At 58.4% G+C, this 14,190-nt stretch carries 11 protein-coding genes and 1 tRNA gene; 9 read left to right on the forward strand and 3 right to left on the reverse strand.

Annotated elements, in window-relative coordinates:
• Positions 1-497: 497 nt before the first annotated feature.
• Positions 498-571, reverse strand: a tRNA-Met gene (locus ACYVGC_RS07555).
• A gap of 130 nt (positions 572-701) precedes the next feature.
• Between ACYVGC_RS07555 and ACYVGC_RS07560 the strand changes: the two genes are divergently transcribed.
• The 9 genes from ACYVGC_RS07560 to bshB1 all read left to right on the forward strand — a co-directional run bounded on the left by ACYVGC_RS07560 (position 702) and on the right by bshB1 (position 9,953).
• Positions 702-1,115, forward strand: coding sequence for an START-like domain-containing protein (locus ACYVGC_RS07560; protein ID WP_460583200.1), 414 nt, complete (start codon positions 702-704; stop codon positions 1,113-1,115).
• Between the two features lie 90 nt (positions 1,116-1,205).
• Entirely contained in the window at positions 1,206-2,657 is a 1,452-nt protein-coding gene (locus tag ACYVGC_RS07565; RefSeq protein ID WP_460583201.1) for an LptF/LptG family permease, read from the forward strand.
• Between the two features lie 99 nt (positions 2,658-2,756).
• Positions 2,757-3,032 (forward strand): 30S ribosomal protein S15, encoded by a 276-nt coding sequence (gene rpsO, locus ACYVGC_RS07570; RefSeq protein ID WP_283564316.1) that lies wholly within the window; start codon positions 2,757-2,759, stop codon positions 3,030-3,032.
• Positions 3,033-3,229: 197 nt separating this feature from the next.
• Entirely contained in the window at positions 3,230-5,368 is a 2,139-nt protein-coding gene (gene pnp / locus ACYVGC_RS07575) for a polyribonucleotide nucleotidyltransferase (RefSeq protein ID WP_460583202.1), read from the forward strand.
• Positions 5,369-5,562: 194 nt separating this feature from the next.
• On the forward strand, positions 5,563-6,426 hold the full coding sequence (locus tag ACYVGC_RS07580) for a sigma-70 family RNA polymerase sigma factor (RefSeq protein WP_144842942.1): 864 nt from the start codon (positions 5,563-5,565) through the stop codon (positions 6,424-6,426).
• A gap of 107 nt (positions 6,427-6,533) precedes the next feature.
• Positions 6,534-6,800 (forward strand): hypothetical protein, encoded by a 267-nt coding sequence (locus tag ACYVGC_RS07585; protein WP_460583203.1) that lies wholly within the window; start codon positions 6,534-6,536, stop codon positions 6,798-6,800.
• Positions 6,801-6,876: 76 nt separating this feature from the next.
• Positions 6,877-7,809 (forward strand): NAD(P)/FAD-dependent oxidoreductase, encoded by a 933-nt coding sequence (gene trxB, locus ACYVGC_RS07590; RefSeq protein ID WP_460583204.1) that lies wholly within the window; start codon positions 6,877-6,879, stop codon positions 7,807-7,809.
• A 107-nt stretch (positions 7,810-7,916) separates the two neighbouring features.
• Entirely contained in the window at positions 7,917-9,029 is a 1,113-nt protein-coding gene (locus ACYVGC_RS07595; protein ID WP_460583205.1) for a peptidoglycan DD-metalloendopeptidase family protein, read from the forward strand.
• Between the two features lie 213 nt (positions 9,030-9,242).
• A complete protein-coding gene (gene bshB1, locus ACYVGC_RS07600; RefSeq protein ID WP_460583206.1) occupies positions 9,243-9,953 on the forward strand; it encodes a bacillithiol biosynthesis deacetylase BshB1 in 711 nt (236 codons plus the stop codon).
• Between the two features lie 89 nt (positions 9,954-10,042).
• Here bshB1 and ACYVGC_RS07605 read toward each other — a convergent pair whose 3' ends face one another.
• Entirely contained in the window at positions 10,043-12,088 is a 2,046-nt protein-coding gene (locus ACYVGC_RS07605; protein WP_460583207.1) for a KUP/HAK/KT family potassium transporter, read from the reverse strand.
• A 43-nt stretch (positions 12,089-12,131) separates the two neighbouring features.
• Complete coding sequence (locus ACYVGC_RS07610) at positions 12,132-13,901, reverse strand: ATP-binding protein (RefSeq protein WP_460583208.1); 1,770 nt, start codon at positions 13,899-13,901, stop codon at positions 12,132-12,134.
• Between the last annotated feature and the right edge of the window lie 289 nt (positions 13,902-14,190).

The following is a 14,190-nucleotide window of genomic DNA, read 5'->3' on the forward strand; positions in this document are numbered from 1 at the left end:
GAACGTTGCTTAAATTAGTTTGATAGCGTGGCTAGGTTCCAGTCGAGTACCCGCGAGCCCCCTTTCCTGGACCCCAATGCCAGTGGCATTGTTAGCTGCGTACGGTAGCCGTGCGCCACAAGGCGCTGCACTACATGGTGTGGTTATTACTGCCTCGCGGCTTCGTTTGGCAAGCTGCTGGGGTAGGTGCGCCTAGATACGTTGCCCCCGTGCCTGTGGGTACCTTGCCCAGCCTGGCTGATGCCGCTAACCAGTTGAGCTAGCGCGGTACGCAGGTGTTTGCCGTAATGTTTGGGCCGCTCCGGCGTGGTAGCACAACGTTGATTTTCCCGGGTGCAGCCCGTGGACCTCAATCTGTTGCGCCATGGTCTCAGGAGGGTGGGGTAGTGCGTACCTTCGCACCCCCAAATACCTACTCCTATTCCTGATGATGCCAAATTACCCCGTAAATAAAAAAGCACTCACGCAACAAGGTGCGCAAGTGCTTCATTTACAAGTAGCGGGAACGAGAGTTGAACTCGTGACCTCAGGGTTATGAATCCTGTGCTCTAACCAACTGAGCTATCCCGCCGGGTCTGTTTGGGAGTGCAAAGGTAGCAAAAAACTATCTTGCTGCAAATATTCTCGTAAAAAATGTTGTTTTCCTGCTCGTGGAGCCGCTTTCGCTAGTGGCTGGTGCGGGCTCATCTATTTACTTGCTTATGGCCGTGCCCACTGCCAGCGCCAAGCGTCGCTTCGAGATGGAATACTCGATAAACGCCTCACCCAAAATACTTTTCCCGTATATCGCCTCGGCCTCGGGCCTCTCGCAGTGGTTTTGTGATGACGTGCGCCTCGACCCCGACCACCGCCTCAACATGGTGTGGGACAAGCAAAGTCATTTTGCCGAAATTGCCACCCAGCGCCCCGGCCGCAGCATCCGCTACGTGTTTTTGGACGAGCAAAAGCGCCCGCTGCTCGATGCTAATTACCTTGACTTCTCCTTGGAGTCGTCCCGCATCACGGATGAAGTATTTTTGCGCGTCACCGACTACTCCGACCACTCTGATTTGCAGGAGCACCAGGAACTGTGGGAGGGCCTCGTGGGCAAACTGCGTGAGCAAGTAGGCGGCTAGGCAGCCGCTTGGCGCTCGGCTTGCACTAGAAGCCGCAAGCTTGCGTTGAGGCCCGTGAAAAGGCCTGCTTCCGCCTAGTACCTTATTGTTGTGAAGAAATTAGATAAGCTCATTCTGAAGGCCTTTGCCGGGCCCTTCCTGCTCACGTTTGCGGTAGTAGAATTCATTTTCCTTACCCAGATGCTGCTCAAGTACCTGGATGATATTGTAGGTAAAGACCTAGGTATCAGTGTGATATTGCAATTACTGTTTTTCCTCAGCGTCACCATTGTGCCCATTTCGCTGCCGCTGGCCGTGCTGCTGTCGTCGCTGATGACCTATGGCAACCTGGGCGAGCACCACGAGCTGACGGCCATCAAGGCCTCGGGCATTGCTCTCACGCGCATCCTGCGGCCGGTGTGGCTGGTGAGCATGGTGCTGGCCGGCACGGCCTTCTGGTTCAACCAGCGCATTGTACCCAAGGCCAACCTCAGCGCCTATAGCCTACTCTGGGATGTGCGCCAGAAAAAGCTAGCACTTGATATCCGGCCCGGCGTTTTTTACAACGGTATTCCTGGCTACACTATCAAGGTAGACCGCAAGGTGGGCCCCAACAAGGACATCCTGATGGGCATCATGATTTACGACCACACCCAGAAGTCGGGCAACGCTACGGTGATGCTCGCCGACTCGGGCCGCATGTTTACCCGCTTTGGGGGTCAATACCTTGGCTTTGAGTTGTTTAGGGGCCACAATTACGTGGAGCAGCCCGACGCCCAGAACCGTTCGGCGTCCTCCTTCATCCGGCAGGCTTTCAAGCGAAACATGATAACCTTCTCGCTGTCATCGTTTAACCTCAATGAGACGAAGAAGGAGCTGTTTCAGACCAACCGCATGATGCTCAACATTCCGCAACTGGTGCACGGGTCCGATTCCATTCAGCGCACGCTGGCGCGCGAGCGTAAAACCCTACCCGCGCGCCTCAGTGGCTACTATGCCTACCTGCGCCTCGACTCCACGGGCCGCGCCCAAAACCGCAAGTTGGCCCTTCTAAAGGTGCCCGCCGCCCGGCTGGGTACGCTCAACGCGTCGCAGGTAGAGCAGGCCCTCAACCGGGCGCGCAACGTCAACTCGTTTGTCACCTCTACCACGCAGCGGCTCTATGAGATTGCCCGCGACTCGGCCGAATTTCGCATCGAGGTCTACCGCAAGTACACGCAATCGATGGCCGTGCTGCTCATGTTCCTCATTGGGGCCCCGTTGGGGGCCATTATCAAGAAGGGTGGGCTAGGGGTGCCCATCCTAGTATCCATCCTGTTTTTTATCGTGTTCTATGTGTTCGACACCATGGGCTCGAAGTACGGGCGCGACTTCGTACTGCCCGTGGGCGTAGGCATGTGGCTGTCGAATGCCGTGCTGCTGCCGTTTGGCTTGTTTTTCTTGTACCAGGCCTATAATGACTCGGGGCTGTTGGAAACGGACTTTTGGCGGCGGCTGGCTCAGCGGCTGCCGCGGTTTCCGCGCCTGCGGCGGCTGGTGCTCTCAACTCCCGAGCAAGGCTAGGTTTTTTGGGCGAAAGCCCGTACCTTTGCACCCGCCCCGAGTTGTGGGGTACGCATTTTTCTTATTTTTTAATCAAAGACGGGTTCTCCCTATCTGCCGATGAAACTCTCGACCGAGGCCAAACAGGCCATCTTCGAAAAAAACAGCCTTCAGAAAGTAACTACCGATACCGGTTCGGCCGAGTCGCAAATTGCTTTGTTCACGCACCGCATTCAGCACCTCACCGAGCACCTGAAAGTGAACAAGAAAGACCACAGCACCCGCCTGGGCCTGCTGAAGCTGGTAGGTAAGCGCCGCCGGATGCTGGACTTCCTCCAGCACCGCGAAATCAACCGCTACCGCGCGATTATCAAGGAGTTGGGCATCCGCAAGTAAGCCCACCTGCTGAGAGTAGGGAGCCTTCCAAGTGGGGGTTCCCTACTCTTTTTTTTGCCCATTGTCTGCTTAAGACATGAGACGCCCGGCCCGCACACGGCGCACAAACTTTGGTTTGCTGCTACCGGGGCCGCAGCGGGGTGCCCGTACAACTTCTCATGTCCCGTGTCTCACGTCTTCAGTCTATACTCTCCCCAATGCCCGCTCCCCACGCGATTACTAAAACCCTGGCGCTGCCCGACGGCCGCCAGATTTCCATTGAAACCGGCAAGCTGGCCAAATTTGCCGATGGTGCCGTAGTGGTTCGCCTCGGCGATACCATGCTGCTGGCCACGGTGGTGTCGGCCCCCAGCCAGCGCGACGGCGTTGATTTCCTGCCGCTATCCGTTGATTATCAGGAGAAATTCGGCTCGGCCGGTAAGATTCCGGGTTCATTTCAGCGCCGCGAAGGCCGCCTGAGCGACTACGAAATCCTGGTGTGCCGCCTCGTGGACCGCATCCTGCGGCCCATGTTCCCCAAAGACTATCACTACGAGGTGCAGGTAATGATTACCCTCATCTCGGCCGATAAAGAAGTGCAGCCCGACGCGCTGGCCGCCCTGGCCGCCTCGGCCGCCCTCTCGATTTCGGATATCCCATTTGCCGGTCCGATTTCGGAAGTGCGCGTGGCCCGCATCGACGGTCAGTTCCAGATTAACCCCAAAACCTCTGACCTGGCCCGCGCCGATATGGACCTGATGGTAGGCGCAACTGCCGACTCAGTAGCCATGGTGGAAGGTGCCATGAAGGAAGTGAGCGAAGAGGAGATGGTAGCCGCCATCGCCTTCGGTCACGAAGCCATCAAGGCGCAGTGCCAGATGCAGAAAGAACTGGCGGAGGCCGTGGGCCGCACGCCCGAGTCGCAGCCCCGCGAGTACCCTAAGTACGAGGAAAACGAGACGCTGAAAAAACTCATCAGCGACGGTGTTTACCAGGGTGCCTACGACGTAGCCCGCACCGGCAACACCAGCAAGGGTGGCCGTAAGGAAGGCTTTTCGGCCGTTAAGAAAGCATTCTTGGACAAGCTGATGGCGGAGCAGCCCGAGCTGGATACCAAGCTATTCAGCCGCTACTATTCGTCGGCTGAGAAGAAGGCTATCCGGGATATGATGGTGAAGGAGCGCGTGCGCCTCGATGGCCGCCAGCTCACCGAAATTCGCCCTATCTGGTCGGAAATCAACTACTTGCCCGGTGCGCATGGCTCGGCCATCTTCACCCGCGGCGAAACCCAAAGCCTGACTACGGCCACGCTCGGCACCAAGCTCGATGAGCAAATCGTCGACCAGCCGCTGGCCAAGGGGTACTCTAAGTTCATGCTGCACTACAACTTCCCCGGTTTCTCGACCGGCGAAGTGAAGCCGAACCGCGGCGCTGGCCGCCGCGAAATCGGCCACGGCAACCTGGCCTTGCGCTCGCTGCGCCAAGTGCTGCCGCCCGACGACGAAAACCCCTACACCATCCGCATCGTGTCGGACATCTTGGAGTCAAACGGCTCCAGTTCGATGGCCACGGTATGCGCCGGCTCGCTGGCGCTGATGGATGCCGGCGTGAAGATTACCTCCGCCGTGGCCGGCATTGCCATGGGCCTCGTGCAGGACAAAGAAACCGGCGAATACGCCGTGCTTTCGGACATCCTGGGCGATGAGGACCACCTCGGCGACATGGACTTCAAGGTAACCGGCACCGAGAAAGGCATTTGCGCCTGTCAGATGGACATCAAAATCCAGGGCTTGAGCAATGAGATTCTGACCGCCGCGCTGCACCAGGCCCGCGAAGGCCGCCTGCACATTCTGCGCGAGATGGCGAAGACCATTTCGGCACCGGCTGCTGAGCTGAAGGCTCACACGCCGCGCTCGCACAAGATGCTGATTGACAAAGAGTTCATCGGTGCCATCATCGGGCCGGGCGGTAAGGTTATCCAGCAGATTCAGAAGGATACCAACGCCACGGTTATCATCGAGGAGAAGGACGAGAAGGGCCACGTAAGCATCTACGCCTCCAACCAGACGGATATGCAGGGTGCCATCGACCGCATCCGGGCCATTGCGGCGCAGCCTGAAATTGGCGAAACCTACAAAGGCAAGGTGCGCAGCATTCAGCCCTACGGCGCGTTTGTGGAAATCATGCCCGGCAAGGATGGTCTGCTGCACATTTCGGAAGTCACCCACGAGCGTATTGCTTCGCTGGAAGGCGTGCTCGAAGTGGGCCAGGAAATTGACGTGAAACTGGTGGATATTGACAAGAAAACCGGTAAATACCGCCTGTCGCGCAAAGTGCTGCTCGAAAAGCAGGCGTAGTTTTTGCGTAGGAAAAAAGCGGGTTGGACAGCATTTTTAGAGTGGCTGGCCAACCTGCTTACCTGCACCATACGATGGCCTAAAAGAACTTTCGCTCGTACAGCGTTGTTGTTTTCAGTTGAACCGGTGCAAGCCTACTCAAGCAATTATTTCCGATTAACTTCTTTAGAATTACCTAGTTAGCGCCGTTACCGATGAGACAGCTAAAAATCAGCAAGCAGATTACCAACCGCGAAAGTCAGTCGCTGGATAAATATCTCCAGGAGATTGGCAAAGTGGACCTGCTGACGCCCGACGAGGAGGTGACGCTGGCGCAGCGCATCCGCGACGGGGACCAGAAAGCGCTGGAGAAACTAACCAAAGCTAACCTGCGCTTCGTGGTGTCGGTAGCTAAACAATATCAGAATCAAGGTCTTAGCCTGGGTGACCTCATTAATGAAGGTAACCTTGGCCTTATCAAAGCGGCTAAGCGCTTTGATGAAACCCGGGGCTTTAAGTTTATCTCGTACGCCGTTTGGTGGATTCGCCAAAGCATTCTGCAAGCCTTGGCCGAGCAGAGCCGCATCGTGCGTTTGCCCCTGAACCGAGTGGGCTCGCTAAATAAAATCAGCAAGTCGTTCTCGGAGCTGGAGCAGAAATTCGAGCGTGAGCCTTCGCCCGAGGAAATTGCCGAAGTACTGGAACTGACGACTTCGGAGGTAGTGGATACTCTGAAAATTTCAGGTCGCCATGTATCGGTGGATGCGCCGTTTGTGCAAGGTGAAGAAAACCGCTTGCTCGACGTGCTCGAAAACGAGGACGAAGAAACGCCGGATTCGGGCCTGATGAACGACTCGTTGCGCAAGGAAGTGCAGCGCGCCCTCTCGACTTTGACCAAGCGTGAGGCCGACGTGATTACGCTCTACTTCGGGCTGAATGGCGAGGCTGCGTTGACGCTGGAAGAGATTGGCGAGAAGTTCAACCTGACCCGTGAGCGCGTGCGCCAGATAAAGGAAAAGGCCATTCGTCGCCTGCGCCACACGTCGCGCTCGAAGGCCTTGAAGCCTTATCTGGGCTAATTTCTACTTAAATTTGTTGACTGAAAACCCCGGCTGTAAGGTTGGGGTTTTTTGTAGCAAAAAGCCCCGGCTTTACTTCAGCGAAATACCGAAGCCCTTCCAACTACATGGTCAGCTCTGTTGTTACGTTCACCTGCTGGAAGAAGGATGAGCCTATTGAGATTCAACTAGAACCTGAAGCACTCATTTTTAAGGTGCTACCTGGCAACGAGATAACTTTTAAAGGAACTCCACTAGCAGGTGGTGATTTTGAATGGGGTATGCGTATTGACCATGAAAATCAGGGAATTCAGTTGTTTCCAAGTAAATGGCCGCATAAAATAGCCATTTTTGAAGATGGAGTTTTACTTGAGGATTGGTACAAATACATGTGACGGCCGGAGGTAGCTAGCAGGTACTTGTAAGTAATTATTTAATAACGCGTGCAAAAACTGCACGCCATACTGTCAAATGTCGGAACACATTCATTGCCTGATTATTGGTTCGGGTCCGGCGGGCTATACGGCCGCCATTTACGCTGCTCGCGCGGGCTTGAAGCCCGTTATGTACATGGGCTTGCAGCCCGGCGGGCAGCTTACTATTACCAACGACGTAGAGAATTTTCCGGGTTACCCCGACGGGGTGATGGGGCCGGAGATGATGGAAGACCTCAAAAAGCAGGCCGAGCGCTTCGGTACCGACATTCGCTATGGCATTGCCACGAAGGTTGATTTCTCGGGTGCTCCCCATAAGATTACGATTGATGAAAGCCTGGAGTTGACGGCCGACTCGGTTATCATTGCTACCGGTGCATCGGCCAAGTGGCTGGGGATTCCCTCGGAGGCCCGTTTGAACGGCTCGGGCGTGTCGGCTTGCGCCGTGTGCGACGGGTTCTTCTACCGGGGCAAGGAAGTGGCCATTGTGGGCGCTGGCGACACGGCGGCGGAGGAGGCTAACTACCTCGCCAACCTCTGCTCGAAGGTGTACATGCTAGTGCGCAAGGATGCCATGCGCGCTTCCAAAATCATGCAGAAGCGCGTGCTCGACAACCCCAAGATTGAGGTGCTGTTTGACACGGCAACTGATGAAATCTTGGGCGAGCACGCTGTGGAAGGGGTGCGGGTAAAAAACCTGGTGACACACGAAACCCGCGAGATTCCCGTTCACGGATTCTTCGTGGCCATTGGGCATGAGCCCAACTCCAAGATTTTCCAAGAATACCTGCACCACGACGAGCAGGGCTATCTCAAAACCATTCCCGGCTCGGCCAAGACGAACGTGGACGGCGTGTTTGCCTGCGGCGATGTGCAGGACTTTACTTACCGGCAAGCCGTGACGGCGGCGGGCTCCGGCTGCATGGCTGCGCTGGATGCCGAGCGCTTCCTGGCTGGCCTGCATAGCTAGCTATTATTTGCGAATGCAGCCAGCCAGTAGGGCCCGGCGACTTTCTACTTCCATACCTCCCCGCAGTGGCTCGCGAACCGGGCCACTGCGGTCATTTTAGGCTTCATTTGACTTTCCACAAGCTTTTTTACCGCTTGCCCGCGCTGCTGCTGCTCTTGGCCTTTTGGCTGGGGGCGGCAGAGCCCGCGCAGGCGCAGCGGCGCAAGAAAAAACCCGCTCCCAAGGCGCGGGCGGGCACGCCCCGCAACCGCGACTTCTTCCATCGGCGCACGCCCACTATGCGCTACGTGAGGCCCGATACCACCTCCATTGTGGAGACGGAAGAAATGCCCGATGCCAAGTCGGATGCCGCCAAGTCGGTGCTCAATCTTTCGCGCAAGCTTAGCATTGTGAGCGAAGACACGACCTCGCTTAACGAGGGCGGCCAGGAGATAGTGGAGATGTCGGACGAGGTGCTCATTGACTCGTCGTGGGTGAAGGTGGCGGGCTACTACTCCATCTGGGACACGCATAACATCAACCCATACCGGGTAGATGGCCGCCGCATTCGCGACACGCTCACGCTGCGCCTCACCGAGCCCGAGCGGCAGCGCTTTTCCAAGATGCCGCTCACTACCACGCCCATTACCTCGGGCTTCACCTTTCGGTGGGGGCGCTGGCATTTTGGGGTTGACCTGGACCTGGAAACCGGCGATTCGGTGCGCGCCGCCTTTGACGGCGTTATCCGCATCAGTAAGTGGGATGGCGGCGGCTACGGCAACTATCTGCTTGTGCGCCACTACAATGGCCTCGAAACCCTCTACGGACACTTGAGCAAGTCGCTGTTGCCGGTGGGCACTTTTGTGCGGGCTGGCCAGGTAATCGGACTGGGGGGTAGCACGGGCCGCAGCACGGGGTCGCATCTGCACTTTGAGGTGCGCTATGAAGGCAATCCAATTAATCCTACCTACGTCTACAATTTCCCTGGCTATCAGCTGCGGGGCGACACGTTTACGATTACTTCGGCGCTCTTTAACTACTACAATCAGGCCGTGCGGCGCGGGCGCAGCCATCGGGGTGAACCCACAGCTGCGCGCCAGATAGCGACCCACAAGATTCGCTCGGGTGACACGCTTTCCGAAATTGCCGACCGCTACGGCGTGCGCGTAACCACGCTTAAGCGCTTGAACCCCAGCCTGCGTGGTAAGCTCCAGCCGGGCAAAAAGCTGCGCGTCAAATAGACCGCAGATTTAACGGATTTCGCAGATACGCCGCTTACGCGGCTGGCTACGCGACTTCTTTTCGAGACGTTTGGTGGTTTTTAGAAGTAGGAAGTTGCCCTTTGCAGGAGCTTCTCAGGTTTTATAATAGTAAGTATAACGTAGCCAGCCGCGTCAGCGACGTATCTGCGAAATCCGTTAAATCCGTTTGAATCTGTGGTTAAGTTAGATGTTTTGGCTCTCGGAGCCCATCCCGATGATGTGGAGATGTCGTGCTCGGGCACGCTGCTGGCGGCGGTAGCGGCGGGCAAACGCGTGGGTATCGTGGATTTCACGCGGGGTGAGCTGGGCACGCGTGGCACACCCGAGACGCGGGCCGAGGAGTCGGCGGCGGCCAGCAAGATTTTGCAGCTGAACGTGCGCGAGAACCTGGGTTTGCCCGATGGCTTTTTTAAGAACGACCGGGAGCACCAGCTGCCGCTCATCGCCGCCATTCGGCGCTACCAGCCTGAGACGGTACTTTGCAATGCTGTTACGGACCGGCACCCGGACCACGGGCGCGGCGCGCAGCTGGCCACCGATGCCTGCTTTTTGAGTGGCCTGCGCATGATTGAGACGCTGGGCGAAGATGGCCAGCCGCAGGCCCCGTGGCGGCCCAAAAACGTGTACTACTATATCCAGGACCGGCAGATTCCGGCCGACTTTGTGGTGGACATCACGCCGCATTGGGCCGGCAAGTGGGCGAGTATCAATGCCTACGGCACGCAGTTTTTCAATAAAAATGCCGACCCTACGGCCCCGAGTACCTACCTGTCGGGCCAAACGTTTGCGCACTTTATGGAGGCGCGGGCGCGTGAGTTTGGGCACCTGATAGGGGTGGAGTTTGGCGAAGGCTACACCGTGCAGCGGCCCATTGGGGTGAAGGAGCTGGGCGACTTGATTTAGGCAGCAGCTAAACAGAAAGGCGGGCTGACCAGAGGTATTCCTCTGGTCAGCCCGCCTTTCTGTTTTATATAGTTCTGTTTATCAAATGTTTAAACGGACTCTGGCACTGCTACGGTTTCGGTGGCCTGGGCGCGAGTGGGCTCGGTAGCCTCGGTGAGCGGGTCGCGCAGAAGGTCGTAGCTGCGGGCGGCGGGCTTGATGGTGAGCGGCACTTTTTCGATGGCTACATCGCTGGTATCCAAACCAAAGAGCTGCTGGTCGGAGATGGCGAAGCGGTTGATAAAGAAGTAGCCGTTCATGAAGAAGCGCTCCTGCCAGGTTAGCTCATTATCGTAGCTCAGTACTTTTTCGAGCACCACGAAGCGGAAGTCGCCGGGCAGGTGGTGGCGGGCCAGCGAGTCGTAGCGCGAGGTGATGTCAAGCTCACCGCTCTGGGCCATTTCTTCCAAGGCCCGGCGAAACAGTAGGTTCAGGCGCGGTGACACGCGAAAGCCCAGCTTGAAATTGATTTTATAGGCTACACCCTTCACCAACTCCTCCACCGAATAGCGCGCCGAGTAGGGCTCGGTGAGGATGCTCATGTTGACAAACCAGTAGCGGTCGGCCCGCTTGGGCTGCTTGCGCATGATGGAGTACAGGATTTCGTTTTCCAGCTCGCCCTCCTTTTTGCTGTGGGTGAGGTAGACCAGGTTGGAGGCGTAGCGCGGTATCGACTCGTCGGTGCTCAGCTCCTGGAAGCTGGGTATGCTCGTGGCCACGGGCAGCGTTTTGATGAGGCGATTCTTGATTTCGCGGCCCTTGTAGCCCAGATACATCATAAAAATGAGGCCCCACTCGAAGACCAGGATGCCCAGCCGGTTGAGCAGTTTAGTGATGTTGGCGATGAGAAACGACAGCTCTACCGTAAAGAATATCAGCATGATACCCACTACCACCGGAATGGCCCAGTGCTTGACGCCCCGCAAATACTGCGCAAGCAGGATGCTGGTCATGAGCATGGCCACCGTGATGGAGAAGCCGTAGGCGGCCGTCATGGCCTCCGAGGTTTGGAAGTGCAACTGCACGCACACGCAGCCAAACCACAGCAGCCAGTTGATGCTGGGCACGTAAATCTGCCCGCGCTCGTCGGTCGGGAACAGCACCCGCACCTTGGGCCAGAAGCGGAGGCTAACGGCCTCGGAAACAAGCGTATAAGAGCCCGAGATGAGCGCCTGCGACGCGATGATGGTGGCCATGGTGGCCAAAATGATGAGCGGCACGATGCCCCACTTCGGGGCAATCATGAAAAACGGGTTTTGGTTGCTGGCTAGCGAGTGGCCCACGTGGCCCATCGTCCAAGCAGCCTGGCCCAGGTAGTTGAGTACCAGCGTAATCTTTACAAAAACCCAGGCCGAGCGGATGTTCTTGCGGCCGCAGTGGCCCAGGTCCGAATACAGGGCCTCAGCCCCGGTGGTGCACAGAAACACAGCTCCCAACAGCCAGAAACCCTTGGGGTACTCGGTGAGCAAGCGTACGGCGTACACGGGGTTGAGGGCGGCCAGCACGCCGGGGTGCTGCACAATCTGGAGCAGGCCCAGCGTGCCGATAACCGAGAACCACAGCAGCATGATGGGGCCAAAGGAAGCGCCCACCACCTTGGTGCCAAACTGCTGAAAACCAAATAGTAGCGAGATAATCACCAGCACCGCAATCACGATGGTTTCCTGGTTGAGGGCCGGGTAGAGAATCTTCAGGCCCTCGATGGCCGACGTTACCGAGATGGGCGGCGTGATGATGCCATCGGCCAGCAGCGTGCCCGCCCCGATGATGGCCGGAAACAGCAGCCACCGGCCGCGGCCCTTCACCAGCGAGAACAGCGAGAAAATGCCGCCCTCGCCGTGGTTATCGGCCTCTAGCGTGAGCAAGATGTACTTGACGGTGGTTTGCAGCGTGAGCGTCCAGAAGACGGCCGATACGCCGCCGTACACGAGCAGCTCGCTCACCTGCCGCTCGCCGATGATGGTTTGGAACACGTAGAGCGGTGAGGTGCCGATATCGCCGAAAATGATGCCCAGCGTCACGAGTAGGCCGCCCACCGTAATAGCCCGGCGGTGGATGTCGTTGTCGCTAGTCAGGGTAGCCGAGGCAGTTGACATGGTGGTGAATTATGAATGTTGAATTATGAATTAGTTAAGCAAACTAGCCCGCCACGGGCAGCGTGAAGTAGAAGGTGCTGCCCTGGCCGGCGGTGCTTTCGAGGCCCAGCTCGCCGCCCTGGCTGGCGATGAATTCGCGTGAGATACTGAGGCCCAGGCCGGTGCCGGGGTCGTCGGTGGCACTGGCCTGGGGCGCGGCCGGCCCCTGGGCAAAGCGCTCGAAAATGCGCTGCTGGTCGGCCGGAGCCACGCCAGGGCCGTGGTCCTGGACCTGCACGCGCACGGCGCGGCCATCGGGCGTGGGGGCGGCGCTGAGGCGGATGCAGCCCTGCTCGGGCGAGTAGCGCACGGCATTCACCAGCAGGTTGAGCAGCACCCAGGCCGTTTTTTCGAGGTCGGCCCGGATGGGCGGTAGGTCGGCGGGCAACTGGGTATCGAGGGTGAGGTGGCGGGCGCGCAATTGCAATTGTAGCGGCGTGGTGGCGGCGGCCACCAGGTCGGCCACGGCCAGCGGGCGCAGGCTGAGGGCAATGCCCTGGCCCACGTCGAGGCGGGCCACCGTCAGCAGCTCGCCCACGAGGCGCAGCAGGCGCTGGTTTTCTTCCTTAATAGTGCCCACTATTTCCTGCTGCTCGGGGTTGAGGCCGCCCACGCGCGGGTCGTGTAACAGTTTGAGGTTGAAGTTGATGCTGGAAAGCGGCGTTTTCAGCTCGTGCGATACGGTGGCCAGAAAATCCGACTTGGTTTGGTCGAGCTGGCGGAAGGCCGATACGTTGCGCAGGGCCAGCACCGTGCCCACGGCCTCCATCTGGTCGCGGGCCTCGTTGAAGGCAACTGCTTCGTGAACAGCTAGTTGGTAATGGGCCGCCACGCCATCGGTGCCCACCACCGAAAACGGCTGCGGGCCGGCCGGGCGCTGGGCCACCGGCAGCAGGGCCGGGGCCAGCAGCTGGGCAAACACCGGGTTTTCCTGGGCCAGTTCGGCGGCGGGGCGGTCGAGCACCTGCTTTTCGGGCAGGCCCAGCAGGGTGCAGGCGGCCGGGTTAGCCACGAGCACGCGGCGGCTGGGGTCAAGCAAAAAAAGCGGCTCGCTGAGCGTTTGCACGAGGCCGCTGGTGCGGTTGCGCTCGGTCACCACATCGGCCAGACTGTGGCCCCGAATGTCCTGCACATGCACCAGCAGGCGGTTGAAGGCGGCCGTTACCTGCCCCACCTCATCGGTGCTTTCGATGGGCACGGTGGCCGCGAAGTTGGTGCGGGTGGCGTAGTCGAGGCTGGCGGCCAGCTTGCGCAGGCCCCCCACGGCCGCCTGCGGCACGCTGCCCACCAGCATCAGCCCCACCAGCACGCTCAACACGCTGAAGAGCAGCAGGTAGTTTTTGGCCTGGCCGGCGGTGTGCATAGCCTGGGCATTTTTGCGAGCCAGGGCCGTCATATTTAGGGCTACCACGCGGTGGGTGAGCTGGCGCAGCTGCGCCTGGCTGGTGGCGGCGCCCGAGCCGGGGTAGGCGGTCAGGGTCTGGGTAAGGCTATCGACCAGGCGGCGCTCGCCGGGCTCGGTGATGTTGCCGGCCTCATGGCCCAGCAGGGTGTGCAGGCGGCCGAGCGCCGGGGTGGCGGCGGGGGCAACTGCCAGCTCATCAATGGCTTGCAACATGCCCTGGCCCAGCTGCACCGAGTAAAAATTGTCCTGCAACACAGCCTGGTTGGCCCGGTCGAGGCGGCTCAGCGTGAAAAAGGCGTAGCAGGCAATGCCCAGCAACAGCCCCAGCATAGCCAGGAAACCCAGGGTGATTTTAGCTTGCAAACGCATAACGGCGGCCGGCTCCCCGCGATGTGTCGGGGGGCGGTGCAGTACCCTCTGCGAAAGCCGGGCCTGCGTGCAGGTTAATGGCTTTTATTATGTTAAAACATTGTCAATCAGTAAGATAATTTAAAAATATTTTACACTTGATTTAGGAAAAACTTCGTCAGTAGGTCATTTTGACCCGGTGGCTGGGTCAAAATGGACCTGTAGCGTGGACTTTGCGAGTCCGCGCGTGGGAAAACTTGTTCAACGTTCCTGCGCGCGGATTCACAAAGTCCACGCTACAGTTGGGGAA

The organism is Hymenobacter arcticus (genome assembly GCF_054779975.1).